General features: G+C 65.9%; 25 protein-coding genes and 1 tRNA gene. 18 read left to right on the top strand and 8 right to left on the bottom strand.

Features of this window, described 5'->3' with window-relative positions; genetic code table 11:
• The first annotated feature begins 17 nt into the window (after positions 1 to 17).
• Positions 18 to 509: a hypothetical protein gene (locus EKH81_RS13375; RefSeq protein WP_132058943.1), complete on the top strand. Its 492-nt coding sequence runs from the start codon at positions 18 to 20 to the stop codon at positions 507 to 509.
• A gap of 146 nt (positions 510 to 655) precedes the next feature.
• Here EKH81_RS13375 and EKH81_RS13370 read toward each other — a convergent pair whose 3' ends face one another.
• Together EKH81_RS13370 and EKH81_RS13365 are read right to left on the bottom strand one after the other, a co-directional pair.
• Positions 656 to 1,111 carry a universal stress protein gene (locus EKH81_RS13370; protein ID WP_132058942.1) on the bottom strand — a complete coding sequence of 152 codons (456 nt, stop codon included), beginning with the start codon at positions 1,109 to 1,111 and terminating at the stop codon, positions 656 to 658.
• Positions 1,112 to 1,184: 73 nt separating this feature from the next.
• Positions 1,185 to 1,388: a DUF7472 family protein gene (locus tag EKH81_RS13365; protein ID WP_132058941.1), complete on the bottom strand. Its 204-nt coding sequence runs from the start codon at positions 1,386 to 1,388 to the stop codon at positions 1,185 to 1,187.
• Positions 1,389 to 1,537: 149 nt separating this feature from the next.
• On the opposite strand from EKH81_RS13365, the gene pyrE reads away from it, so the two are divergent.
• From pyrE to EKH81_RS13330, 7 genes are all read left to right on the top strand, one after another.
• Positions 1,538 to 2,059: an orotate phosphoribosyltransferase gene (pyrE, locus tag EKH81_RS13360; RefSeq protein ID WP_132058940.1), complete on the top strand. Its 522-nt coding sequence runs from the start codon at positions 1,538 to 1,540 to the stop codon at positions 2,057 to 2,059.
• A gap of 132 nt (positions 2,060 to 2,191) precedes the next feature.
• Positions 2,192 to 2,908: a phosphoribosyltransferase family protein gene (locus EKH81_RS13355; protein ID WP_132058939.1), complete on the top strand. Its 717-nt coding sequence runs from the start codon at positions 2,192 to 2,194 to the stop codon at positions 2,906 to 2,908.
• Positions 2,909 to 3,059: 151 nt separating this feature from the next.
• Positions 3,060 to 4,541: an NCS2 family permease gene (locus tag EKH81_RS13350; RefSeq protein WP_132058938.1), complete on the top strand. Its 1,482-nt coding sequence runs from the start codon at positions 3,060 to 3,062 to the stop codon at positions 4,539 to 4,541.
• A 67-nt stretch (positions 4,542 to 4,608) separates the two neighbouring features.
• Positions 4,609 to 4,902, top strand: coding sequence for a hypothetical protein (locus EKH81_RS13345; protein ID WP_132058937.1), 294 nt, complete (start codon positions 4,609 to 4,611; stop codon positions 4,900 to 4,902).
• Between the two features lie 36 nt (positions 4,903 to 4,938).
• Positions 4,939 to 6,348 carry an arylsulfotransferase family protein gene (locus EKH81_RS13340; protein ID WP_132058936.1) on the top strand — a complete coding sequence of 470 codons (1,410 nt, stop codon included), beginning with the start codon at positions 4,939 to 4,941 and terminating at the stop codon, positions 6,346 to 6,348.
• Between the two features lie 398 nt (positions 6,349 to 6,746).
• On the top strand, positions 6,747 to 7,004 hold the full coding sequence (locus EKH81_RS13335; protein WP_132058935.1) for a glutathione S-transferase N-terminal domain-containing protein: 258 nt from the start codon (positions 6,747 to 6,749) through the stop codon (positions 7,002 to 7,004).
• Between the two features lie 226 nt (positions 7,005 to 7,230).
• Positions 7,231 to 7,980, top strand: coding sequence for a formate/nitrite transporter family protein (locus EKH81_RS13330; RefSeq protein ID WP_394352043.1), 750 nt, complete (start codon positions 7,231 to 7,233; stop codon positions 7,978 to 7,980).
• Positions 7,981 to 8,001: 21 nt separating this feature from the next.
• Here the strand turns inward: EKH81_RS13330 and EKH81_RS13325 are convergent, their stop codons facing one another.
• On the bottom strand, positions 8,002 to 8,961 hold the full coding sequence (locus EKH81_RS13325) for a transcriptional regulator (RefSeq protein WP_132058934.1): 960 nt from the start codon (positions 8,959 to 8,961) through the stop codon (positions 8,002 to 8,004).
• A 148-nt stretch (positions 8,962 to 9,109) separates the two neighbouring features.
• Here EKH81_RS13325 and EKH81_RS13320 point away from each other — a divergent pair, with 148 nt between their 5' ends.
• Positions 9,110 to 10,513, top strand: a complete 1,404-nt coding sequence (locus EKH81_RS13320) for a TiaS agmantine-binding domain-containing protein (RefSeq protein ID WP_238392187.1) — start codon at positions 9,110 to 9,112, stop codon at positions 10,511 to 10,513.
• An 80-nt stretch (positions 10,514 to 10,593) separates the two neighbouring features.
• A complete protein-coding gene (locus tag EKH81_RS13315; RefSeq protein ID WP_132058933.1) occupies positions 10,594 to 12,018 on the top strand; it encodes an amidohydrolase family protein in 1,425 nt (474 codons plus the stop codon).
• 19 nt (positions 12,019 to 12,037) lie between these two features.
• Here the strand turns inward: EKH81_RS13315 and EKH81_RS13310 are convergent, their stop codons facing one another.
• The 3 genes from EKH81_RS13310 to EKH81_RS13300 are packed head-to-tail and all read right to left on the bottom strand — an operon-like array spanning position 12,038 to position 14,637.
• Positions 12,038 to 12,568 (bottom strand): NUDIX domain-containing protein, encoded by a 531-nt coding sequence (locus EKH81_RS13310; protein WP_132058932.1) that lies wholly within the window; start codon positions 12,566 to 12,568, stop codon positions 12,038 to 12,040.
• Positions 12,565 to 13,677, bottom strand: coding sequence for a pyridoxal-phosphate dependent enzyme (locus tag EKH81_RS13305; protein ID WP_132058931.1), 1,113 nt, complete (start codon positions 13,675 to 13,677; stop codon positions 12,565 to 12,567). Before EKH81_RS13305 ends, EKH81_RS13310 begins: the two co-directional genes overlap by 4 nt.
• A 3-nt stretch (positions 13,678 to 13,680) precedes the next feature.
• Positions 13,681 to 14,637, bottom strand: a complete 957-nt coding sequence (locus tag EKH81_RS13300; RefSeq protein WP_132058930.1) for a succinylglutamate desuccinylase/aspartoacylase family protein — start codon at positions 14,635 to 14,637, stop codon at positions 13,681 to 13,683.
• Positions 14,638 to 14,748: 111 nt separating this feature from the next.
• Between EKH81_RS13300 and EKH81_RS13295 the strand changes: the two genes are divergently transcribed.
• Together EKH81_RS13295 and EKH81_RS13290 are read left to right on the top strand one after the other, a co-directional pair.
• Positions 14,749 to 16,035, top strand: coding sequence for an MFS transporter (locus tag EKH81_RS13295; protein ID WP_132058929.1), 1,287 nt, complete (start codon positions 14,749 to 14,751; stop codon positions 16,033 to 16,035).
• 306 nt (positions 16,036 to 16,341) lie between these two features.
• Positions 16,342 to 16,602 carry a DUF7536 family protein gene (locus EKH81_RS13290; RefSeq protein ID WP_132058928.1) on the top strand — a complete coding sequence of 87 codons (261 nt, stop codon included), beginning with the start codon at positions 16,342 to 16,344 and terminating at the stop codon, positions 16,600 to 16,602.
• Between the two features lie 31 nt (positions 16,603 to 16,633).
• On the opposite strand, the gene EKH81_RS13285 is transcribed toward EKH81_RS13290, so the two are convergent.
• A complete protein-coding gene (locus EKH81_RS13285; protein WP_132058927.1) occupies positions 16,634 to 17,902 on the bottom strand; it encodes a potassium channel family protein in 1,269 nt (422 codons plus the stop codon).
• A gap of 110 nt (positions 17,903 to 18,012) precedes the next feature.
• Between EKH81_RS13285 and citZ the strand changes: the two genes are divergently transcribed.
• On the top strand, positions 18,013 to 19,149 hold the full coding sequence (gene citZ / locus EKH81_RS13280; protein ID WP_132058926.1) for a citrate synthase: 1,137 nt from the start codon (positions 18,013 to 18,015) through the stop codon (positions 19,147 to 19,149).
• A gap of 465 nt (positions 19,150 to 19,614) precedes the next feature.
• Here citZ and EKH81_RS13275 read toward each other — a convergent pair whose 3' ends face one another.
• A complete protein-coding gene (locus EKH81_RS13275; protein WP_132059179.1) occupies positions 19,615 to 20,925 on the bottom strand; it encodes an MATE family efflux transporter in 1,311 nt (436 codons plus the stop codon).
• Positions 20,926 to 21,127: 202 nt separating this feature from the next.
• Here EKH81_RS13275 and EKH81_RS13270 point away from each other — a divergent pair, with 202 nt between their 5' ends.
• From EKH81_RS13270 to EKH81_RS13250, 5 genes are all read left to right on the top strand, one after another.
• A complete protein-coding gene (locus tag EKH81_RS13270) occupies positions 21,128 to 21,553 on the top strand; it encodes a gamma-glutamylcyclotransferase family protein (RefSeq protein ID WP_132058925.1) in 426 nt (141 codons plus the stop codon).
• Between the two features lie 245 nt (positions 21,554 to 21,798).
• Complete coding sequence (gene ilvA, locus EKH81_RS13265) at positions 21,799 to 23,010, top strand: threonine ammonia-lyase (RefSeq protein WP_132058924.1); 1,212 nt, start codon at positions 21,799 to 21,801, stop codon at positions 23,008 to 23,010.
• 59 nt (positions 23,011 to 23,069) lie between these two features.
• Positions 23,070 to 23,450: a Rid family detoxifying hydrolase gene (locus EKH81_RS13260; RefSeq protein WP_132058923.1), complete on the top strand. Its 381-nt coding sequence runs from the start codon at positions 23,070 to 23,072 to the stop codon at positions 23,448 to 23,450.
• A gap of 13 nt (positions 23,451 to 23,463) precedes the next feature.
• Positions 23,464 to 23,658 carry a DUF7981 family protein gene (locus EKH81_RS13255; protein ID WP_238392186.1) on the top strand — a complete coding sequence of 65 codons (195 nt, stop codon included), beginning with the start codon at positions 23,464 to 23,466 and terminating at the stop codon, positions 23,656 to 23,658.
• Positions 23,659 to 23,685: 27 nt separating this feature from the next.
• Positions 23,686 to 23,767, top strand: a tRNA-Ser gene (locus tag EKH81_RS13250).
• Positions 23,768 to 23,930 lie beyond the last annotated feature (163 nt).

Raw genomic sequence — 23,930 nt, 5'->3', positions numbered from 1 at the left:
CCTGGTTTTTAAATCGGATGCCGAAGGAACTCGGGCCGGATGGCACTACACGACGAACACGAACGCCGAGCAGTGACGTACGAGGAGGCGCGAGCAGTATTAGAAGCGCAGCAGAGACGATTTCGGACGTAGACACCAAAGCGGTCCAAACGGTTCGGATTACGGTCGTGTTGGCCGGAATACTCGTTTCAGCGTGGAAAATCGACTCGGGACTTTTCGATCCCGTACTTGCGGTGTTGGGCGGTCTGGCACTCGTTGGGTCACTCACCGCCGGGACGTTCACGTACAGCGAATCGGACCTTTACTTAGGCCCAAATAAAGAGTATATCGAACAGCTAACTGATGGGGACTTCGACGAGAGACAATGGAAACAGGACTTACTGTATTGCTTTGGCGTATGGGTCTCCGAGAACACCAAGCAGGTGCGATTAAACGGCCATCTGCTTCTAACAACGCAGATACTGCTGGTCGTCGGGATAGTGTTTACTGGTCTCTCCGTACTTTTATAATCGAAAGCGACGAACTCTCGTTCAATGACAGACGGTCCAACGACTCCGGCAGAGAAGGGCCAGCGAAGTCACAAAGGCCCAGCGTGGCTTACGAAGTGGCTCATTCGGCGACGGAGATACGACGACAACGAAGACGAGTAGCGACCCTATACCGAAAGCACGGGCTGGCTCGCGTATAGCAACACGTACTCGGCGGCCTTCTCCAGCACCTCGCCGGGTTCGCCGCTGAGGGGTTCGCGCGGGACCACGATGAAGTCGGCGTCGAGGTCTTCAGCGGTGTCGAGAATCGCGCTTCCGGGGTGTTGGGTCTTGCGCGTGGTCGAGAAGCCGTAGGCGTTCGAGGTCGAGAGGTCCACGTCGTACTCGTCGGCGATGGCCTGAACGGTCTCCATGAACGCCTCGGTCTCCGAGAGCACGTCGTCTTCGGCGACCGCACCTGTTTCGATGCCCCGGACGATGTCCTCGCCGAAGACGTACATCGCGTGGGCCGAGGCGTCGTACTTCTCCGCGACCGCGGCGGCGTACTCGACGGCCTCGACCGACTCGTCGCTTCCATCGACGGGGACGAGAACGGTGTCCACTGCGAGCGGCTGGTCGGTCATGTGAGTACGTGTGAGACCGCCCGGCAAAAATCCTCCCTTCGGAACACGAGTCGCCGAACCGCTGCGCGAACGCCTACTGCTGGTGTGCCATCCAGACGCCGATGCCGGTCATCAGGAATACGAAGAGGACGATTGCGGCGACGACCGCTATCGCGCCGGTCTCCGTGAGACCGTTGCCACCGTAGGTCAGACCGACCCACGCCAGCGCCGCGACGAACAGCCCGACCGCGCCCACGGAGACGGCGATATCGCGTATCGTCTCCCGCTCTACGTTCATGGGGATGGCTTCCGGGGGTACCTCCAAAAGGGCTTCGAAAGGACCCGTCGGCGACGCTGACCGCGATACGGCCCGAACCGTCGGCGAAATCGAGCGCCGCGTGACCCAAAGGACACGGTTTATGACGGTCGCCGCCCCGTCTTCCGACAATGGCGAACGACGAACTCATCGCGGCGCTCGAAGACGCGGATGCAGTCAAGTACGGCGAGTTCGAACTCTCTCACGGCGGCACCAGCGACTACTACGTGGACAAGTACCTGTTCGAGACCGACGCCCGGTGTCTCGAACTCGTCGCCGAGGCGTTCGCCGAGCGAGTCGGCGACACGAAACTCGCGGGCGTCGCGCTCGGCGCGGTTCCGCTCGTCGCGGTCACGAGCGTCGAGACCGGAAATCCCTACGTCATCGTCCGCAAGCAGAAGAAGGAGTACGGCACGGCGAACTTGGTCGAGGGGAGACTCGACGAGGGCGAAGAGGTCGTCGTCCTCGAAGACATCGCCACCACCGGCCAGAGCGCGGCCGACGCGGTCGAAGCCCTGCGCGAGGCGGGCGCGACGGTCGAGCGAGTGCTGGTCGTCGTGGACCGCGAGGAGGGCGCGGCCGAGAACCTCGCGGAGTACGACGTGAAACTCGAATCGCTGCTGACCGCGTCGGAACTCCTCGACGCCGAGTAGCGTCCGCGAGGACGTGCTTCTGCGAGGACGTGCGTTCGCGAACGAGAGGGTTGGACGGTTGCACACTCCTGCGCTATCTCTCGCCGAACCGCTTTCGAGGTATTCAAGTTCGTGGAATGATTGTGCGCGGATATGAACCGCGCCGAGAAGGCGACTCTCCAACTACAGGCGGTCGCCGTCCTCCGAATGCTGAAAGAGACCCGAACCTACGACGAACTCGCCGAGGTCACCGGGCTTCCCGCGGGCGATTTGAACCGCTACGTCAACGGTCACGTCCTGCCGAGCGTCGACCGGGCCGAGGAAATCGTCGGCGGCGTGGGCCGCGACGAACTCGCCGCCGAACTCGAAGCCCGGATTCAGGTGGACGGTGAGGGGTACGTCGACAACTCGGCGGTCGTGTTCGACCAGTCGTTTCTCGACCTCGTCGCGCCCGTGGCGGCCGAGACGTTCGGTTTCGACCGCCCCGACGTGGTGTTGACCGCGGCGACAGACGGCATCACCCTCGGCGCGGCGATGGCCGAGTACTTCGACGCCCGAATCGCGTACGCCAAGAAGTCGAAGGAGACCGCGGTCGAGGAGTTCATCGAGTCGCGCCAGCGACTCGCCTCCGGCATCGAACTCACGTACTACCTACCGGCCTCGGCCATCGGTTCGGGCGAGACCGTACTGGTCGTGGACGACCTGATTCGGTCGGGCGAGACTCAAGAACTCCTGTTGGACATCGCCGAGCGCGCCGGTGCGCGTGTCGGCGGCGTGTTCACGCTCATCGCCGCGGGCGAGGAGGGTCTGGAGCGCGCGAAGGGGCGAACCGACGCCCCGGTCGGCGCGCTCACGACGTTCGAGGAGTGACGCAGGTCAACACGGACCTACCCACGTCTGTGCGTTTAACTGTCGTTCGAGACCCACTTTTTCGGCGCTTTTATAGCAAGATTGTGCATATTTGCGTGTTTTCTATGGGAACCCTTAAGTATCGTTTCGCGAATACGCTCACTCGTGAATCATGGGAGCCAAGGACGCTACCGCTGACGGCTCGGCGAGCGGGTCAGGCGCGCTCGCGGAGTACTTCGATTTCGAGGAGCACGGCACCGACATGCGGACCGAGATTCTGGCGGGGATAACCACGTTCCTGACGATGAGCTACATCGTCGTGGTGAACCCGACCATCCTCTCGGCCGCGATTCAGCCCGAGGGCATCGGCCCGAACCGAACCTTCCAGATGCTCGCGGTCGTGACCATCATCGCGGCCGCGACCGCGACCCTCGTGATGGCGCTGTACGCGAAGCGACCGTTCGCGCAAGCGCCGGGCCTCGGACTCAACGCCTTCTTCGCGTTCACCGTGGTCCTCGGTCTCGGCATCGACTGGCAGGTCGCGCTCGCGGCGGTCGTCGTCGAGGGAATCGTCTTCATCGCGCTGACCGCGGTCGGCGCGCGCAAGTACATCATCAGGCTCTTTCCCGAACCGGTGAAGCTCGCGGTCGGCGCTGGTATCGGTCTCTTTCTCGCAATCATCGGCTTGGAAGAGATGCGGGTCGTCGCTGGCGACGGCGCGACGTTCGTCACCTTCAGCCCCGTGTTCGCTTCGGACCCGGTCGCAATCGTCTCGGTTGTCGGACTGTTCGTGACGCTCGCGCTCTACGCTCGGGGCGTCCGCGGGTCCATCGTCGCGGGCATCATCATCACGTCCATCATGGGCTACGCCGCGTCCGCGCTCGGCTACGCGGGGTATCCCGCCGACTCCCCGGCGCTCGAAGAGATGGGTGTCAATCTCCTCGACGTTGCGCTCGCGCCCAACGCGCCCATCACCTACGACGCCGCGAGCTACAACATCGCGCCGCTGGCTGGCGCGTTCGTCTCCGGACTGCAGAACATCGAGGCGTTCTCGTTCGCGCTCGTCGTGTTCACGTTCTTCTTCGTGGACTTCTTCGACACCGCGGGGACGCTCACGGGCGTCTCGCAGGCCGCGGGCTTCCTCGACGAGGACGGCAACCTCCCCGAGATAGAGAAGCCCCTGATGGCCGACGCGGTCGGCACCACCGTCGGCGGCATGCTCGGCACCTCGACCGTGACGACGTACATCGAGTCCGCGACGGGCGTCGAGGAGGGCGGTCGGACCGGCATGACCGCGCTCGTGGTCGCGCTTCTCTTTCTCGCATCGCTCGCTGTCGTCCCGCTCGCGGTCGCGGTTCCGACCTACGCCTCCCACCTCGTCCTCGTGGTCGTGGGCATCATCATGCTCGCGAACGTCGCCGAAATCGCGTGGGACGACCTCACCTACGCCATCCCGGCCGCGCTCACCATCTTCGTGATGCCGTTCACGTTCTCCATCGCGTACGGCATCGCGGCGGGCATCGTCTCGTACCCCATCGTGAAGGCCGCCGCGGGCGAACTCGACGACACCCGGCTCGGTCACTGGGTGCTCGCCGCCGCGTTCGTGCTCTACTTCTTCGTCCGGACGGGCGGCGTCCTCGCGGGGAGCGTCTGAGTCCCTGCGAGACGCTCTCTCGCTACGGAAACAGCTATTACGTCACCCGTCGTTGATATGTTCGACAATGGACGAACACGAGAGCTACCCGACCGATTCGGACCCGATTGCGAAGATATACTACGCCGACGAGGAGGCGACTCAGGTCGACGCCGCGTTCGTCATCGAGGACTGGGACTGGGTGGTCGGGTTCAATCAGGTGGCGACCGACGAGTACGACTACGTCTCCATCCCCGTCGAGAAGGTCATCGGCGTGATGTCGCCCGAGTACGCGTCGTTCACCCGAAACGGGCGGCGCGTGACCGGATACGGCGTCGAGGGCGAGGAGGCCGAATCGTTCGCCGACCGCCTCCCCGTCTGACGTAGCTTTAACCCCGGCGGCGTCGTGACGGATAACATGAACGTCTCCGCGCCCTCTCTCTCGCGGCGGTGGCTGATTCGCGGCGGAGTCGCGCTCCTCGCACTCGCGCTCCTCGCGCCCGCCGTCATCTCCGGCGCGACGTACCTCCTCACCGACGAGAACCCCGGAAATCTCCGCGCGTCGGTGGACGAACCCGCGAACGGCACGACGATTATCTCGATTCAGGGCTTCCACTTTCAGGGCATGGCGAACGAGAACAAGCCCGCGCGCCTCGTCGCCGTGGGACCGCAGGGGGAAATCGAGTGGGTCCACAACGGCTCGGGCTTCGACGCGACGTGGTTCTACGACGTGGACCCCCTCGACAACGGCCACCTGCTCGTGACCGCGACCGCCCAGGGCGAGACGTTGGTGTACGAACTCGACCCCGAGACCCAAGAGCGGGTCTGGACCGAACGGCTCGACATCCACGACACCCACGACGTGGACCTCATCAACGGCGACGAACTGCTGGTCGCCAACATGCGCGAGGACGGCAAGGAGGACCGCATCTTCGTCCACAACATGACGACCGGCGAAATCGAGTGGGAGTGGCGCTTCGACGACCACTACCCCGAGGACGTGGGCGGCCCATCGAACGACTGGACTCACGTCAACGACATCGACAAAATCAGCGACGGCGAGTATCTGGTGTCGCCCCGGAACTTCGACCAAGTCATCGTGGTGAATCGCTCGACCGACGAAATCGACATGAAACTCGGCGAGGACGGCGACCACGACACCCTCTACGAACAGCACAATCCGATGTACCTCGAAAGCGAGGACGGCGACCCCACGATTCTCGTGGCCGACAGCGAGAACGACCGCATCGTGGAGTACGAAAACCGAGACGGCGAGTGGAACCGGACGTGGAACCTCGGCACCGAGGGCCTGAGTTGGCCCCGAGACGCCGACCGCCTCCCGAACGGCAACACGCTCGTCGTGGACACGATGAACCAACGCGTGTTCGAGACCACGCCCGAGGGCGAAGTCGTCTGGGAGTTCCGCGCGCCGTGGGCACCCTACGACGTCGAGCGGATGCACCTCGGCGACGAACCCGGCGGCCCGACCGCGAGCGACATAGGCGAGACCGGCGACTACGACCTGACCGGAAGCAGTCTGTCGGTCCAAGACGGCGAGGGCGTCTCGTTCTGGGTCGTCGAGACGTTCGAGGGGACGATGCTCGAAGAACAGGCGACCTCGTTCGCCCGGACGTGGGCGCACGTCACCCCGTGGATTCGCCCGGTGTGGATGACCGGGTGGGAGTTCCTCGGCGCGATTGGCGGGGTCGTCGTGGCTCTCGCGTGGGGACTCGGCGAGACGGTGTATCACCGCCGCCGGATTCGAGGCGGGATTTCGGCGATGGTCGGGAGAGCAAGGGAGTGGAACGACCGGCGGAGAACGAAGTGACCGGAGAAGCGGATTTCGGACGGTCTGACGTTCATCCTCGGCGCGCGGAATCGCGGCCTGTGGCCGCGATTCTCGTGCGAGGGACGAGTGAGCGACCGAAGGGAGCAAACGAGGAGGCTGGGGAGGAACGAGGTGCGGTCTTCTAGGTGACGGGAGTAGCTAGCTTCTCGCCGCCGAGGTCCTAATCGGCGATGGTAACGCTTTCAACAGAATAATAGAAGTGAATAGCTTCTCGCCGTCGGAATCATCGTCAACGACGACCGACACCGAAACGACCCCGCGACGAACGACGCCGAAACGACCCCGCGACGAACGACACCGAAACGCGAACTCGGGTGGTCGCGTCACGCGCTACCGCGACCAGCACGCTCTTAGGTCCGACACCCCAACGAATGGACATGGCGAACCTCGAACTGTACGAACTCGACGGCTGTCCGTACTGCGCGAAAGTGGTGACCAAACTCGAAGAACTCGGCCTCGACTACGAATCCCACAAGGTCCCCTCGTCGCGCGCAGCGCGCGACGAGGTCAAGGCCGTCAGCGGCCAAGCCGGCGTGCCGGTGCTGGTGGACGAAGACAACGGCGTCGAAGGCATGCCCGAGAGCGACGACATCGTGGCGTATCTGGAGAAGACGTACGGCGACGGGGCGGCGTAGTCGCCGAGCACATCCGCAGAAAACGACGCCCTACCGCACAGCAAAACCTACGTAACCGTGCCGACATCATACGGTATGAGACAGTTCTACGACCGCGCTGTCGAATCGACGACGAGCACGCGGTGCGACACGAACCCACGGAGGCAGTAGTGTGGGCGACACCGAGGGAGCAGAACCCGAAGGACAGAACGCGAGTCGGGCCGAGCAGACCCCGACACCCGACGTTCTGAAATCGCTGATAGACAGCGGTCTCCACGAGATACGCCGCGAGTGGTCTGGATTGGCGCTCTCGGGGTTCTCGGCCGGTCTCGACATCGGCTTCGGACCGCTCTTGATGGCGGTGGTGCTCACGCTCTCGGAGGGCGGCTACGGCGACATCGGCACGGAAATTCTGCTTGCGAGCGTCTACTCCGTCGGCTTCATCTTCGTCATCGTCGGCCGGTCGGAACTGTTCACCGAGCACACGACGCTCGCGGTGATGCCGGTGCTCGACGGGCAGGCGTCGCTTCGCGAACTCGGCCGCCTCTGGAGTCTCGTCTTCGCCGGGAATATCGTCGGCGGCGCGGCGTTCACCTTCTTCGTGGTCACGCTGTTCCCGAACCTCGGAGTCGCCGACCCCGAAGCGTTCGGGACCATCGCGCAGAAACTGGTGGACCACGAACCCATGTGGCTGTTCGCGGCCGGAATCCTCGCGGGGTGGCTGATGGGCCTGCTGGCGTGGCTCATCACCGCGGCACAGGAGACGGTGAGCCGACTGCTCATCATCTGGCTCGTCACGGCGTCTATCGGCATCCTCCACCTCCCACACTCTATCGCGGGCAACGTCGAGGTGCTGTTCGGCGTGTTCGTCTCGCCGACGGTGTCGCTGGCCGACTACGCGACGTTCCTCTCGCTGGCGACGGTCGGAAATGCGGTCGGCGGGGCCGTGTTCGTCGGCCTGCTGAAGTACGGCCACGTCACTCGCGGCGGCGGGTGATGAAGCGGTAGAAAAGACGGATTACGCCGGACCCTCAGCGCGCTCGCGAATCAAATCCCGCAGTTCGTCGGGGTCGTCGATTCGCTCCAGTTCGTCGCGCTCGACCAAGCCCGTGCCGTCCACGTTCTCGCGCTTGGCCTCGTCCACGAAGTAGACCGACCGGGTGTGGGTGACTTCCCCGATGGAACTCATGATTCGGGCGCGCTTCTCGGCGGTCTTGGTGAACGCCGAGTGGCCGGTCAGGACGTTCTCGTGGTCGCCCTCGTCCTCGCTGACCGTCTTGAACGGCGCGCGGAGCGTGGGGTGGACTTCGAAGCCAGCGCGGGTCAGCACCGTCACGATGCGCTCGTCGTCGCTCTCGGGTTCGGGGTCCTCGGGCGTGGGTTCGCCCTCCCGGACCTCCTCGGCCCCGTCGAGGACCTCGACCGGACTGGTGAGGTCGTCCTCGAACATCTCTTCGAGTTCGAGCGCGACCTCGACGCTCGCGTTCATGCCGTCCTCGTACTTCGAGACGGTGCGCCGCGAGACGCCGAGTTCCGACGCGAGTTGGCCGAGGCTCCACCCGCGCTCCTCGCGCTCGTCGCGGAGCACGTCGCCGTCGATGTTGACGTAGAGACCGCCCGGCGCGGCGTAGACGAGCGGAGCCATGCCTTCCACGAACAGTTCCATCGCGGTGTCGGGACTGAACACCGGAACCCCGTGTCGGAAGTAGACGACGCCGGGTTCGAGGTCCTCGTCGCGGGTCCGGAGTCCAACGACTAACGGCGTGGCGTCGAGATACGCGCCGAGACGCCGCATCTCCACACCCGTCGCGGCGTCGAACGCGTCCACGTTCGCGAGGACTTTCAGTAACAGCAGGTCTCGACCGCGGCGCGCCGCCACGTCGAAGCTCTTGGGTCGAATCGCACACCGGTCGCTCACGGAGAATCCGGCATCCTCGAGCATCGCGGTCACGTTCCCGACCAGTGCAGACCGGGACATATCCGCATGTAAGTGATTCCCCTATATATGCGTTGTGCAGACGGTACCGGCTACTGCTTGCGATTGGCTGTTGGAACGGCGATACGTTCATATGGGAAGTGCCACCGGGTCCGAAAGTCGTTAGTCCGACACGCGCCAAACGCCGACAGTGACAGTCATCGGCGTGGACGACACCGATTCGCGCGAGCGAGGGATGTGTACGACCTACCTCGCGGCCCGAATCGCCGAGACGCTCGGCGATTCGGGCCGCGACTCGGAGGGTCACAACTCGAGTAGTCGCAACTCGGGCAGTCAGGACTCGGGCAGTCGCGACACGACTGGTCGCGCTCGGCGTCCGGTCGCCGACCGGACGCCGAGCGTCGAGCGACTGCTCCTCGTGAGACTCAATCCCGCGGTCGAGTACAAGACGCGGGGCAACGCCGCGCTCGCGATTCACACCGATGCCGACCCCGAGACGGCGTTCGAAATCGCGCGCGAGGCGGTCGCCGAGACCGCGGAGACCGACGACCCCCGGACGAATCCGGGGGTCGTCGTCGCGCCGGGCGACCCCGAGGTCGTGCCCGAGGAAGTCGCCGACTTCGCCCGAAACGCCGTCCGGGAGCACCTCACCGTCGAGGACGCCGAGGAGCGAATCGAATCCGCGGGCTACCGCCACGCCGGATGGAAGGTCGGGCGCGGGAAAATCGGGGCGCTCGCCGCCATCGGCGCGTGGGCGGGATTCGGCGGACGGGACGGCGAGTGGACTTACGAGTGCATCTCCTACCGCGAGCGCGACCGGTGGGGGACTCCGCGCGAGGTGGACGCCGAATCCGTCTTCGCGGCCGCGAACGACGCCTACCCGGTCGCGTGGGACACCGTGGACCGCGAGACGGGCGAACTGGTCTGCGTACCCCACACGCCGGGACCTATCCTCCACGGCATCCGGGGCGACGACCCCGAGACGGTTCGGGAGGTCGCCGACGCCATCGAGAGCGAGTCGGTCGAGCGCCGGGCAACGTTCGTGACGAATCAGGGCACCGACGCCCACCTCCGGGACGGCGACCTCCGGGAAGTCGAAGACGGCAAGAGCTACCGCGTCTCGGGCGCGGTCGCGACCGCACCCGAGACGCGACGAGGGGGCCACGTCTTCTTCGACCTCGAAAGCGAGGACGGCGATTCGGACTCGAACGCCGAACTTCCGTGCGCCGCGTTCGAACCCACCAAGCGATTCCGCGACCGGGTGCGAAGCCTCCGACCCGGCGACCGAATCACCGCTTGCGGTGAAGTCGCGCAGGGAACCCTGAAACTCGAAAAGTTCGCGGTCCGCGACCTGAACCGGACGGAGTTCGTCACCCCCAACTGCCCGGACTGCGGCCGGTCGATGAAGAGCGCCGGGGCCGGACAGGGCTACCGATGCCGAGACTGCAAGACGACCGCGCCGGGGAAGGTCGAGCGCGAGGTCGCCCGCGACCTCGAAATCGGGTGGTACGAGGTGCCGCCGGAGGCCCGCCGACACATCGCCAAGCCGCTGATTCGGGGCGGGTTCGACGCGCCGGTTCATCCGGAGAAGTGAGTTCGGGGTTTCCAATTACTGCCGTCTCCCGCGCTTTCCGCCACCCCGAAAGCTAAGCACCGCGTCCACGAGCGTCCGGCATGGACACCCTCATTCGCAACACCACACTCCTTACCTTCCGAGACGACGCGCTCGGCATCGTCGAAGACGGCGCAATCGGTATCTCCGGCGACGAAATCGCGTACGTCGGCCCCGCCTCGGAAGTCGAGGAGAGCGCCGACACCGTCATCGACGGCTCCGGAACCGCCACGTTGCCCGGCCTCGTGAACGCCCACGCTCACACCCGCCACACCCTCCTCCGGGGCGGCGCGCAGGACGTGCCCGAAATCGAGTGGATGAACCGCGCGCTCGGACCGCTGGCGAACCACATGACTCCCGAGGACGAAATCGCGGGAGCGCGACTCGGCGTGCTCGAAGCGGTCCGTGGCGGCGTCACCACGATGGGTGAGTACGCGGGCGAGGTCGGTCGGCTAGTCGAGGAGGTGTACCGACCACTCGGGGTTCGGGTCGCCGCAATCGAGACCATCAACGAGGTGCCCGACGACCGTTCGGACCTCGGACCGCGCGACCGCTACCCCTTCGACCGTGAGCAGGGCGAGGCCGCGCTCGACCGCGCCGAGAGCCTGTTCGAGCAGTGGGGCGACGACTCGCTCGTTCATCCGGCGTACGGCCCGCAGGCGCTCGACATGGTGTCGCCCGACCTGCTCACCGAAATCTGCTCGCGAGCGCGCGAACACGGGCGCGACGTCCACGTCCACGTCGCGCAGGGCGAGCGCGAGCGACTCCAAATCGAGGAACGATACGGCGACGACGAGACGACGGTCTCGGTCCTCGACGAACTCGGCGCGCTCGACGACTTTCTCGTGGCGGTCCACTGCCACGGCACGACCTCCGAGGAGCGCGACCGACTCGTGGAAGTCGGAGCGCGGATGGTCGCCTGCCCGAGTTCCATCGGGATGATAGACGGCGAGGTGCCGCCGGTCGCCGACTTCACCGACCGGGGCGGGGTCGCAGGCGTCGGCACCGACCAAGCACCGGGACCGGGCCACCACAATCTGCTCCGCGAAGTTCGAACCGCGAGCCTCCTCTCGAAGGTCGAACTCGGCGACCCGACAGCGATTCCGGCGTGGCAGGCCCTGCGTCTGGCGACCGTCGAGGGCGCGAAGGCGCTCGGCATCGCCGACGAGGTCGGCACGCTGGAAGAGGGGACGAAAGCCGACATCGTGACCGTCGATTTGGAGTCGCTCGGGGTCGCGCCGACCGTCTCGCGACCGTTCCACACCGCGGTTCCGAATCTGGTCCACTCCACGACGGGCAGAGAGGTCCGGGACGTGTTCGTCGCCGGAGAGCCGATTCTCCGCGACGGCGAGTTCGTGGACGCCGACCCCGAGGCCGTGGTCGCCGACGCGAAAGAGCGCGCGACTCGCATCTTCGCGGACGCCGAGGACGACTGGCGCGCGGCCGACTCGGAGTTAGTCGCACGCGCCGACGAGGGGTGGCTCTGAGCGAGGGACGCGCCCGGGGTCACTCCCGGCCGAACCATTTCCACGCACGCTCGAATCGCTCGCGGTGGGGCGGCAGAAACGCGGCGTCGGTCTCGGCGAACGACTCGGGCGTGAACCACCTGACTTCGGACACCTCCGACCGCGGTTCCGGGTCGCCGGTCGTGTCCTCGCGTCGAACTGCGAAGCCGACCGAGACGATTCGCTTGCCGCCGGCGCCGTCGGCAGCGAACGTATCGAGCAGTGTGACATCCTCGGGAGCGACGCGGACGCCGGTCTCCTCGCGGAGCTCCCGGACCGCGGCCGCCGCGGGCGACTCGTCGAGTTCGAGATGGCCGCCGGGGACCGCCCAGTCGCCGACGCCGGGTTCGATTGCGCGCCGAGTCAGGAGGACGCCCGCATCGGAGACGACTGCGACCCCCGCGGTCGGTACGGGGTTGCGCCAGACGACGCGCTCGCAGGACTCGCAGTACTGACGGTCACGTCCGTCGATTTTCCGGTGTGCGAGTTCGGTTCCGCAGTACGGACAGAAGTCGGCTGAACGGGTCGTCACGACTTGAGACCACTCCCTGTGAGCGGAACCACCACGTCGTCGTCCGAGTCGAGAACGCCGCGCTCGCGGAACTCCGCGAGCGCGGCGGGCGCGACCGCGGAGGTCGGTTCGACGTAGAAACCGCCGCGATGGAGGCGGTCGAGCGCCTCCGTCGCGGAGTCGGCATCGAGCGCGATGGCGTCGCCGTCGGTCGCGTCGATGGCCGACAGAATCTGGTCCTTCCGAGTGGGGTCGAGAATCTGGATGCCGTCGGCCACGTCGTTTTGCCCGGCGTCTCCCTCGCCGTGCAGTTCGTCAGCAATCGGCGCGTACCCGGCGGCCTGCACGCCGAGGAGGCGGGGCATCCGGTCGGTCCACCCGGCCTCGTTCAGCGCGCGAAAGCCCCGGTAGGCACCCAAAAAGAGGGTGCCGTGACCCAAGGGAGTAACCACGGCGTCGGGGACCGCCCAGTCGCGCTGGGCCGCGACCTCGAATGCGAACGTCGCGGTGCCCGCGAAGAAGGCGGGGTTCCACGCGTGGCTGGCGTACCAGCTGTCCCGGTCGTCGGCCTCGACGGCTTCGATGCAGGCGTCGGTCACGTCCTGGCGCGTCCCTTCGACTCGGACGGGGTTCGCGCCGACGCGCTCGATGGCAGCGAGTTTCGACTTCTTGACCGACGTCGGGACGTAGATGTCGGCGTCGATTCCGGCGCGGGCGGCATACTGGGCGATGGCCGCGCCCGCGTTGCCCGACGAATCCTCAACGACTTTCCCGACGCCCAACTCGGCGGCCCGCGAGAGCGTGGCGGTCGCGCCCCGGTCTTTGAAACTCCCTGAGGGGAAGACGTACTCCAATTTGAACTGGACGCCGCCTTCGCCGTCCGCCCACCCGGGGGCGTCCTGAAGCGGCGTGAACCCCTCGCCGAGCGTGACTTCGGGGCTAATTGGCAGAAACTCCTCGAACGCCCAGAGTCCCCGACGGGTGTCGAGTTCGGAGAAGTCGGGGACGGGACGGTCGGGCAGGGGCCGGGTCGCGAATTCGAGCGGGTGGCCGCAGTCACACCGCCACGGTTCGTCGGGTGCGGCGCGGTAGGTCGCCCCGCAGTCCGGGCAGGTGAGGTCGGTGGGCATCGGTCAGTACTCGTCCACGCCCGTCCCGACCGAGCAGACGTACTCGCCGGTCGCCACCTGCGGGAGCCTGCGCGACCGCCAGAAGACACCCGGGTCGTCGGCGGTCACTTCGGCCTTGAGTTGGCCGAACGGGTCGGTGACTTCGAACAACACGTCGCCGGGTTCGACGCTGTCGCCGAGGTCTTTCCGGAAGTCCGCGAGTCCGCCCACGGGCGAGCCGTAGCGGTCGAAGCCGGTCGCGCGAGTCTGCGAGTCGGGATTTACCTCGCCGTCGAGGAAGCCGTAGTGGCGCAGGACGTTGAACACGCCCCGAACGCCGTACTCGATGCTCTCCTCGTCCCAGCCGATTGCGCCACCGAGTTCGGGGTCGATGGTCGGGATGCCCTCGTCGGGTCCCGCGCGGGCGAGTTGGCCGTCGGGTCCCTTCTGGTCGAGGACGTGACCGCAGTCGAACACCTTCGCGAGTTCGAGACACTCGTCGTGGAGTCGGTGACGGCGGCCACACCGGACCCGGACTTCGTTCAGCATTTTGCTCGTCGAGCCCTGATGGAGGTCGAGGATGTAGTCGGCGCGCGAGGCCGCCTCGAACGTCGCGGCCGCGATGCGCTCGCTCGACGTGCCCGACTCGTCGCCGGGGTACGTCCGATTCATCTTCGTGTCGTCGATGGGGTTGCGGTGCTCGGCCACCTGAAACGCGTGGTAGTTCACGATGCCGACCACCAGAATCGTCCCCGAGAGTTCGGACGGGGAAATCTGGGGAATCGCGCGCTGGACGACCCCGAGACCGTTGAGTTCGTCGCCGTCGCTGACCGCCTGGACGTACAGCGTCGGCCCGTCGTCCGCGCCGTTCAGGACCCCGACCGGGAGACCGAACTCGCTCCCGTCTCGGGTCTCGCCCACCTGCAACCGTCCCGTGTCGAACTCGCCGGGACCCGCACTCGCCGTTCCGAGCGTCTTCATTGCGCATAATGGACGTCTACACCCCCTTTAGCGGTTCGGTCTCGGGGTAGAAATCGAGGTGAAACGCGAGCATCCCCGAGAGTTTTGTCGGTACCCTCCAATCCCTCTCACATGGCGACCGGGCGAGACCGAGCCGACCCCCTGGCGGCGTTCAGGCAGTTTCTCGCGCTCGAACGCGACGTGCTGGTCCTCTCGGTGGCGATGTTCGCGTTCAGCCTCGGCTTCCAGATGACCGGGCGGTACATGCCCCAGTATCTGAGCTTTCTCGGTGCGTCGAGCGTCGTTATCGGTCTGTACGGGAGCGTCGGGAACCTCATCAGCGCGGTCTACCCCTATCCCGGCGGCGCGATTTCGGACCGAGTCGGCTCCCGAACCGCGCTGACCGCGTTCGGTCTGACCTCGACGCTCGGCTTCGTGCTGTGGGTTCTCGCGCCCGTCCTCGACGTTCCCGGACTGCCGGTGTGGGTCTGGATTTTCGTCGGCCTGTTCTTGGCCCAGGCGTGGAAGTCGTTCGGTCTCGGCGCGACGTTCGCCATCGTGAAACAGAGCGTTCCGCCCGACGAACTCGCAACCGGGTTCGCCAGCACCGAGACGTTCCGCCGGACCGCGTTCCTGCTCGGACCGCTCCTCGCTGCGGGTCTCATCGCGGCCTACCAGTTCGAACTCGGGTTCCGGTACGTGCTGGCGGTCGCGGCCGGGTTCGGCCTGCTGGCGACCGTCGTCCAGCACGTCCTCTACGACGCCAGCGAGGACTCGTTCGGCAAGTCGTTCGAGGGCGTCGCCCAGATTCTCGCCGACTTGCGGGGGATGCCCGACCCCCTCCGGCCCCTGCTGGTGGGCGACACGCTCGTCCGATTCGCGAACGGGATGGTGTACGTCTTCTTCGTCATCGTCGTCACCGACTTCCTCGCGGTGGACGCCACCCTACCGGTCGTCGGCTACCTCGGTCCCGAAGCCCTGTTCGGCGTCCTGCTCGCGGTCGAGATGGCGGTCGCCCTGCTGGTGATGATTCCCATCTCGAAGCTCGCCCGACGCGTCGGACTCAAGCCCGTGGTCGCGCTCGGGTTCGCTGTGTACGCCGTCTTCCCCGTCCTGCTCATCGCCGCGCCCGCGAACTCCCTCGTGGTCGGCCTGCTGTTCGCGTTCTCGGGTCTCAGATTCGCTGGACTTCCGGCCCACAAGGCGCTCATCGTCGGTCCCGCCGAGAAGGACGCCGGGGGCCGCGTCGTGGGGTCGTACTACCTCGTCCGGAACGCCGTGACCATCCCGAGCGCCGCCATCGGCGGGTGGATTTACGGCTTCGCGCCCGAGGTCGCGTTCGGACTCGCGACCGTGGTAGGCGTGGTTGGCACGGGCTACTTCCTCGCGTTCGGCGAGGATTTGGACGCCTACGCCTAAGACCGTTTGACAGGCCGACGTGCGTCTGCCGTCTCGTCGTGCGTCTGCCGTCTCACACTTTTCGATTCGGCGCGCGCGAGCAACGCGCGCGAGGGACGAGTAACGCAACGGAGCGAAGCGGAGTGAGTAACGCAGGAGGCTGGGGAGGTCCGAGGTGCGGTGCGGTCCTCATTGGCTCAAGGAGTAGCTAGCCACCTGTCCAATTCGGTAGCATTCGCGCGATACACCGAACAACACTTCCGACACTCGACCTCACGGATGCGCCGAACCGACGCGCCTTTTATCCGCCGCTCCGAACCTCCGGACGTGTCCGAAAGCGTCCCCGAGCGCCCGCGGGCGAACTTCGTCGCGGCGCTGAACGTCCGCCGGAACGCAATCGTCGGCTTCGCGTTCGCCCTGCTCGTTACCGCGGGCGTGCTGGCGTTCTTCGTGTTCCTGCCGGGCGCGAACCGACCGATACCCTACTATCTGGGGCTGGCGTTCGTCCTCGCCACCGCGCTCGGTGCGCTGGCGACGACCGTGCTGACCCTGTTTTCGGCGTACCGACTCGCCCAGGAACTCGACTGAGTTCCCGAGAGTCGAGTCTCCGGTCGGGAAGTCATTCGTCCGAGTCGTCCCACCCGTCCGAATCGCCACCCGTGAGTTCGGCGAGTCGCTTCGCCCCGGACCGGGTTCCCTTCGCGAGGAACACGTCGCCGCCCCGGAGTTCCGTGGTCGGGCCGGGTTGGATAATCCACTCGCCGTCGGACCCCGTCCGGCGGGACTCGCGCTCGCTCCGCTCACCATCTTCCGGCCGCCGGACCGCGATGACTCGCATTCCGGTCTCGGTTTTGACTTGCCGGTCGCCGAGGGTCACGCCGTCGAACTCGCTTCCGGGCACGACGGTTCGGCGGACGATGACCTCGTCGCTCTCCCTGACTGCCTGTTCGACCACGGGGTGAGTGCCGAGACCGCGGAGGACGCCCTCGCTGATTTCGACCGCGGCGTCGCTGATGACCTCGGTGGCGTTCGCGAGGTGGACCAGTCCGCGGAGCGAGACGGGGTCCTCGACCCGGGCCGCCGCCCGGAGCGTCCACGCCTCGAATCGCGACTGGAGCGCGTCCACCTCGGCTTCGAGTTCGACCACCTCCTCGGCCACGTCCTCGCTGTCGAAGAGGACGCTCCCGTACGCCAAATCGACGCCGAGTTCGCTCATGTTCTTCATCAGCACGATGGAGTCAACGGCGCGTTCGAGGTCCTCGATATCTGGTTCGACCGGGTCGGGCGGTTCGTAGGCGTGGCCGGTCGCGCGCTCGTACACGTCGGCGACGCCCTCCTCGACGCCGCGCAGGAGCGTCGTGTCGCCCGCTTCGAGGCGCGTGTCGCGGTCGGGGTTCGTAATCCAGTCGCTCCCGCGGCGGATAGCGATGACCCGGACACCGGTGTCGGTCTCCAGATTCAGGTCGGCCAGCGTCCGGCCCGCGAGCGGGGAGTCGGCCGCGAGTTCCGCACGGACAAGCGTCTCGACCGCTTCGGGGAGCGCCGCCCGCATGGCGTCGGGGAGGCCGATGTCCTCCAGAATCACCTTCGCGATGTCGCCAGCGGCGTCGCTAATCTTCTCGGCCGCGCCCACCACGCCGAGGACGGGAGCGAGCTGTTCGGCGTCCTCGGGGCTTCGGGCCGCCATCAGGAGGCTCATCCGGGCCTGAAGCTGAAGCACGTCCATCCGGGCTTCGAGGTCGAGCACCTCGCGGGCCACGTCGTCGCTCCCGTGGAGGACCGCCGAGAACGAGAGGTCGATGAGCAGTTCCGCGGTGTCTTTCATCTCGGCCAACACCGCCTTGACGCTGACCGGTTCGTACTCGACGTCGCCCCCCGTCGGGTCCATGTCCTGACGTTGTACGCGATTCGATAAAAACGTTCGCGGCGGCGAGCGGGACGTTAGAAAATAGAAACGAAAGATAATCCTTTTCCCGACATACCGAGAAGGATTAGAGTATGTCAGACGAGGTCAAGAAAGGGTTAGAGGGCGTCGTCGTCGCTGAGTCGGGTCTGAGCTACATCGACGGCGACGAAGGGCGACTGGTCTATCGAGGGTACGACATCGAGGACCTCGCCAGAGACGCGAGTTACGAGGAGGTGCTGTACCTGCTCTGGCACGGCAATCTCCCCGACGAGGACGAACTCGCGACGTTCGCCGACGCGATGTCGAGCGAGCGCGACCTCGACGACGCGACGCTCGCGACCGTGCGCCGACTCGCGGAGGCCGACGAGGAGCCGATGGCGGCGGTCCGAACCGCCACCTCGATGCTGTCGGCCAGCGACCCCGACGCCGACGCAGACCCCACCGACCGCGAGGCAAATCTCCGGAAGGGACGACGCATCACCGCGAAGATGCCGACGGCGGTGGCGGCGTTCAAGCGCATCCGGAACGGCAACGACCCGGTCGAACCCCGCGAGGACCTCACCCACGCCGAGAACTTCCTCTATATGCTCAACGACGAGGAACCCGACGACGTGCTGGCCGAGACGTTCGACATGGCGCTGGTGCTCCACGCCGACCACGGCCTGAACGCATCGACGTTCTCCTCGATGGTCACGTCCTCGACGCTCTCGGACATCTACAGCGCGGTCACGAGCGCCGTCGGCACGCTCGCCGGGTCGCTCCACGGCGGCGCGAACGCCAACGTGATGCGGATGCTCAAGGAGATAGACGACAGCGACATGGAGCCGACCGAGTGGGTCGAGACCGCCCTCGACGAGGGCCGTCGAGTCGCCGGATTCGGCCACCGAGTCTACAACGTCAAGGACCCCCGTGCGAAGATTCTCGGGGCGAAGAGCGAGGAACTCGGCGAGGCCGCGGGCGACACGAAGTGGTACGAGATGTCGGTCGCCATCGAGGAGTACGTCAAGTCGGAGAAGGGCCTCGCGCCCAACGTGGACTTCTACTCGGCCTCGACGTACTACCAGATGGGCATCCCCATCGACCTCTACACCCCCATCTTCGCGATGAGTCGGTCCGGCGGATGGGTCGGCCACGTCTTGGAGCAGTACGACGACAATCGGCTGATTCGGCCCCGTGCGAAGTACATCGGTCCGAAGAATCAGGAGTTCGTGCCGATTGGCGAGCGGTAGAATCGCGACGATTTTCCAGCCTCAGTTCTTCCCAGCAGTTTCGATAGACCGGCCACTGGTAGTCTCGTGGGTAATATTCGTCACTTCGGAAGAGAGTTCCGCTGGCTTTTGGGGAGCCAGTGCCCCACTACACCAACTACAGATGCGACTATATCGCCTACTCTGATAAATCCTTGGTTCTGTCGGGAGTCGAGACGGTCAGAACCGGTCTGAATTTGCGAAATTTTATCTGTAGTCGATATTGACTACTTACTGCCGGGGTTGTCCCACTACACCAACTGATGACCTCGGCGGTCCGAATGAAGAAGAGAGTTCCAAAGCGAGTACCCACATGGCTCACGAAGGCTTCGGAAGTCGTTCTCAATCTCGCACGAGCGAGTTGGTACGCCATCCGAATCCTGACGCGATTCATGTGAAGGGAAAGCGACCCCGGTACTCCAGAGAGACCGGAATCAGTGAGTGGTTTTACGCCTCCTCGACGCTCCCGCGCTCTTCCATCATCTTCGCGGCCCGGTCCGCCCATCCGCCCCACCGGAATCCGGCGCCGACCACCAACAGCGCCCAGACGTAGTAGCAGAAGATGCCGGCGTAGACGCCCGGCACGCCGTAGCCGAGGTGGACCCCGACGAGCCACGAGAAGCCGACGAGAAAGCCGAACATCCCCGTGGTCCGGGCGACGAACGGGGTTCGGGTGTCGCTCCCGCCCTGAAGCGCGCCCGAGAGGACGACGAACAGCGCGAGGAACGGCGCGGAGAGACCGTACACTCGCGCGAAGTCGGCGGCGTAGTCGAGGGTCGCCGAGTCGTCGGTGAAGAAGCCGACGAACCAGTCCGCACCGAAAAAGAGGGCGAGGCCGACCCCGCCGACCGTGATGACCGCGAGCGCGCCGGTCGCCCAGCCTTCGAACCGGGCGCGGTCAGGGTCGCCCGACCCGAGCGCCTGCCCGACGACCACGCTGGAGGCCACGCTGTACCCGCGCGAGAGCGGCCCCGTGACCTGTTGGTACATCCGGCGTCCGATTTGGTAGGCGGCGTTCACGTCGGTGCCGAACGCGAGGAGGATGGAGTTGAAGGGAAACTCCGCTATCGTGGCGGCCAGACCCTCGGCGATTCGGGGCGCGCTCACGGTGAGGAGTTGGCGCGCGATGATAGTGTCCTTCGGGCGGGCGAACGACGCCTTCGTCCATCCGCCGTAGATGGCCGCGAGGAGCGCGACCGCGGTAAACAGATTCCCGAACGCGGTGGCGATGCCGACGCCGACGATGTGGAGGCGCGGAAACGGACCGACTCCGAGACCGAGCGCGACCGTCCCGCCGATGTTGAGCAGGTTCGAGACGACGTTGATGTACATCGGCGTTCGGGTGTCGCCCGTCCCTTGCAACGACCGCGCGCCCACGAGCGCGACATGGCGCGCGGGCGCGGTGGCGAAGATGACCGCGAGGTAGGTGCCGCCCATTCGAGCGACTTCGGCGGGCGCACCGAGAATCGAAATCGCGGTCTCGCCGAGGAAGAAGCCGAACAGAATGAACGGAATCCCCGAGAGCGCGCCGATGACGATGGCCTGCGTGATAGCCTCGTCGCGGTTGGCGGTGGCGTCGCTCCCCGTATCCTGACTCGACAGCGCGATTGCGCCGCCGCCGAGACCGAGACCGATTCGGAGCGGAAGCCGAGCGTAGAGGTCCGCGAGACCGATGGCCGCGACCGCGGCGGGCGAGAACAGGCCGGTCACGATGATGTCGGTGGTCCGCATCATCGTCCGGAGGACCTGCTCGGCCATCACGGGCCACGAAAGCGAGAGGACGCGCCGCCAGATGGCGAACAGGCGAGCGCGGAGTCCGTCGGCCATTCGGTTCGTTCGAGGGGCCAAAGCGGTTTGAGTGTACGGAAATCCGACGGGATTGCTCGTTTCCGAGCGACGGAAGCCGAGAGGAGACTCACGAGCGAAGGAACGAAGTGACTGAGCGAGCAGAAGACGCTCGATGGACGCGTTCGTCTACGGCACGCTGACCGACCCCGCACAGGTCGCCCGAATCGTCTCGGAGTTCGAGTTCGGCGACGACGCGATTCTCGACGGTCTCCACCGCATCGAAGGCGAGTACCCGACGCTCGCGCCCGGCGGGTCGGTCTCGGGACGCATCCTTCGCACGCCCGACGTGGCGGCGCTCGACGCCTACGAGGGCGTGGATTCGGGACTGTACGTCCGGGTTTCGGTGCCGCGCGAGGACGCGAAAGTCCGGGCCGAAAACGCGGACGAGGTCGAGGTGTACGTCGGCGACCCCGACTCGCTCGGTGCCGACGCGGAGTGGCCGGGAACGGGGTCGTTCGCCGAGCGAGTTCGGCGAGTCGTCCGGGAGCGCGGGGTGACCGTTCGGACGTGCGACCCGAGAGGTGACGTATCACGGTAGCGTCAGACACGGTGTGTGCCGCCCGTCTGACGCGAGGCCTTTCCCGCCGCAGTCGTGCGATTTCACTTTCGCTCCGCCCACCGAGGATTTAAGTCCCATGCGTGACATACTCCAATTGCGCGTCACACGCTTCGCGCCTACGTTCCACATTCCCCCCTTTGGTACTCACAACTGAGAGCGGCAGGGCTATCGGTCGCTCCGAACTGTTATAAAGTGTTAAAGACGCGTGAGGACGTAGGTCTCGTATGCTCGAACTCGCGGACGTTCTCGACGCCCGAGTCCGGGTGTCCGAGACCTCGCGGCGCACGCCGCTCGACTACTCTCACACCTTCTCGGACATGACGGGCGCGGAGGTCCACCTCAAACTCGAAACGTTCCAGCGCACCGGGTCGTTCAAGATTCGGGGCGCGACCAACCGCATCGAGACGCTCTCTGAAGACGAACGCGCCGCCGGAGTCGTGACCGCCAGCGCGGGCAACCACGCCCAAGGAGTCGCGCTGGCGGCTACCCGAAGCGGCGTCGATTCGAAAATCGTGATGCCCGAGAACGCCCCCATCTCGAAGGTGCAGGCGACCCGTAGCTACGGCGCGACCGTGGTCCTCCACGGCGAGGACTACGACGAGGCGTCGAGGAAGGCCCACGAAATCGAGGCCGAGGAGGGCCGAACCTACGTCCACGCCTTCGACGACGAGATGGTGATGGCCGGTCAGGGCACCATCGGCCTCGAAATCCTCGAAGACCTGCCCGAACTCGACACCGTCATCGTCCCCATCGGCGGCGGCGGCCTGATTTCGGGCGTCGCGACCGCAATCAAGGAGCAGAAGCCCGACGCACGAATCGTCGGCGTGCAGGCCGAAGGAGCCTCCAGCGTCGCCACCTCGCTGCAGAAAGGCTCGGTTCACACCCTCGACCGGGTGGACACCATCGCGGACGGCATCGCGACCCGGAGCGTCGGCGAGCAGACGTTCGAAGTCATCGAGGAGCGCGTGGACGAGGTGGTCACGGTCTCGGACTCCGAGATTGCGATTGCGGTCACGCACCTGCTCGAACGCGCGAAGACGCTCGTGGAGGGCGCGGCCGGGGTGTCGCTCGCCGCCCTGCTGTCGGGAGCCATCGAGTACGACGAGGGCGAAGTCATCGTCCCGGTGCTGTCGGGCGGCAACATCGACATGAACACCCTCACGACGGTCGTGATGCGGGGACTGGTCGAGACCGGGCGGTACGTCAAGATTCGGACCGTCCTCAAGGACCGACCCGGCGCGCTCGACGACCTGCTCACGGTCCTCTCCGACCAGCGCGCGAACATCTACGCCATCCAGCACGACCGCACCTCGAAGGACATCGCGATGAACGCCGCCGAAGTGGAGTTGGACATCGAGACTCGCGGCCTCGACCACGTCGAGTCGTTGCTGGCGGCGCTCCGCGAGGAGGGGTTCGACGTGGACGTGCTGGCGTAGCGCGAGAGCGACGGCGGTACTCGCGTAGGTTTAAGTGACAGGGCGCGAAGCAACGTGGTATGAAGCGAATTATCAGCACGCAGGACGCCCCTTCCGCGGTCGGGGCGTACAGTCAGGGCACGACGAACGGCGACCTCGTCTTCACCGCGGGTCAGATTCCGCTGACCCCGGACGGCGACCTGCTCGACGACGAACCCATCGCGGTCCAGACCCGCCAGAGCCTCGAAAACATCAAGGCAATCCTCGAAGAGGAGGGCCTGACGATGCAGGACGTGCTGAAGGTCACCGTGTTCATGGGCGACATCGACGACTTCGACGAGATGAACGACGCCTACAAGGAGTACTTCCAGGACAATCCGCCCGCCCGAAGCGCGTTCGAGGTCGGCAACCTCCCGAAGGGCATCGGCGTCGAAATCGAGGCCATCGCCTCCAGCGAGTGACGTGCGACCGCGAGTGAAGGCCAGCGTTCTGTGGGGCGTCATCGGCGTCCTCGCGTTTCTGGTCCTCCTGCAGGGGTACGAACTCTGGACGGGCTACCGGTACGACCTCGGAGTCAAGGCCGGGGTCGCCGTCGGGGTCGCCGTCGGTGCGACCGGCCTGTCGTACGTCGGTGATTCCGTGCTGTTCGAGTCGAAGGGAAGGACTTAAACGCCGGACGCGACTATCTTCGCGCGGGCCGGGATGGCCGAATGGCAAAGCGCACGCCTGGAAAGCGTGTCCCCTTACGGGGTTCAGGGTTCAAATCCCTGTCCCGGCGTTTCTCCGACCGCAATACTGTGAGCGCTGCGTAGCGGCGCGAACAAACTGCGGTCGGAGAGGCCTGTCGGACTGGATTTGAAGCCCTGTCAGTCGCACGCCCGGAACGGCCGGGGGGGGGGGCGGGGCGCCCCCCCCCCCCCCCCCCCCCCCCCCCCCCCGCC

The sequence above is a fragment of the Halorussus amylolyticus genome, assembly GCF_004143485.2.
Taxonomy (GTDB): domain Archaea; phylum Halobacteriota; class Halobacteria; order Halobacteriales; family Haladaptataceae; genus Halorussus; species Halorussus amylolyticus.
Note: the sequence above shows the minus strand (reverse complement) of the source record. Positions and strands in the feature narration are given on the sequence as shown.

Excerpts from the sequence above, each read along its gene's own strand:
- EKH81_RS13275 (WP_132059179.1), bottom strand. The coding sequence starts at position 20,925 with ATGGCCGAGCAGGTCCTCCGGACGATGATGCGGACCACCGACATCATC.
- ilvA (WP_132058924.1), top strand. The coding sequence starts at position 21,799 with ATGCTCGAACTCGCGGACGTTCTCGACGCCCGAGTCCGGGTGTCCGAG.
- EKH81_RS13315 (WP_132058933.1), top strand. The coding sequence starts at position 10,594 with ATGGACACCCTCATTCGCAACACCACACTCCTTACCTTCCGAGACGAC.
- EKH81_RS13270 (WP_132058925.1), top strand. The coding sequence starts at position 21,128 with ATGGACGCGTTCGTCTACGGCACGCTGACCGACCCCGCACAGGTCGCC.
- EKH81_RS13325 (WP_132058934.1), bottom strand. The coding sequence starts at position 8,961 with ATGTCCCGGTCTGCACTGGTCGGGAACGTGACCGCGATGCTCGAGGAT.
- citZ (WP_132058926.1), top strand. The coding sequence starts at position 18,013 with ATGTCAGACGAGGTCAAGAAAGGGTTAGAGGGCGTCGTCGTCGCTGAG.
- EKH81_RS13375 (WP_132058943.1), top strand. The coding sequence starts at position 18 with ATGCCGAAGGAACTCGGGCCGGATGGCACTACACGACGAACACGAACG.
- EKH81_RS13335 (WP_132058935.1), top strand. The coding sequence starts at position 6,747 with ATGGCGAACCTCGAACTGTACGAACTCGACGGCTGTCCGTACTGCGCG.
- pyrE (WP_132058940.1), top strand. The coding sequence starts at position 1,538 with ATGGCGAACGACGAACTCATCGCGGCGCTCGAAGACGCGGATGCAGTC.
- EKH81_RS13285 (WP_132058927.1), bottom strand. The coding sequence starts at position 17,902 with ATGGACCCGACGGGGGGCGACGTCGAGTACGAACCGGTCAGCGTCAAG.
- EKH81_RS13345 (WP_132058937.1), top strand. The coding sequence starts at position 4,609 with ATGGACGAACACGAGAGCTACCCGACCGATTCGGACCCGATTGCGAAG.
- EKH81_RS13340 (WP_132058936.1), top strand. The coding sequence starts at position 4,939 with ATGAACGTCTCCGCGCCCTCTCTCTCGCGGCGGTGGCTGATTCGCGGC.
- EKH81_RS13260 (WP_132058923.1), top strand. The coding sequence starts at position 23,070 with ATGAAGCGAATTATCAGCACGCAGGACGCCCCTTCCGCGGTCGGGGCG.
- EKH81_RS13365 (WP_132058941.1), bottom strand. The coding sequence starts at position 1,388 with ATGAACGTAGAGCGGGAGACGATACGCGATATCGCCGTCTCCGTGGGC.
- EKH81_RS13350 (WP_132058938.1), top strand. The coding sequence starts at position 3,060 with ATGGGAGCCAAGGACGCTACCGCTGACGGCTCGGCGAGCGGGTCAGGC.
- EKH81_RS13355 (WP_132058939.1), top strand. The coding sequence starts at position 2,192 with ATGAACCGCGCCGAGAAGGCGACTCTCCAACTACAGGCGGTCGCCGTC.
- EKH81_RS13300 (WP_132058930.1), bottom strand. The coding sequence starts at position 14,637 with ATGAAGACGCTCGGAACGGCGAGTGCGGGTCCCGGCGAGTTCGACACG.
- EKH81_RS13305 (WP_132058931.1), bottom strand. The coding sequence starts at position 13,677 with ATGCCCACCGACCTCACCTGCCCGGACTGCGGGGCGACCTACCGCGCC.
- EKH81_RS13370 (WP_132058942.1), bottom strand. The coding sequence starts at position 1,111 with ATGACCGACCAGCCGCTCGCAGTGGACACCGTTCTCGTCCCCGTCGAT.
- EKH81_RS13295 (WP_132058929.1), top strand. The coding sequence starts at position 14,749 with ATGGCGACCGGGCGAGACCGAGCCGACCCCCTGGCGGCGTTCAGGCAG.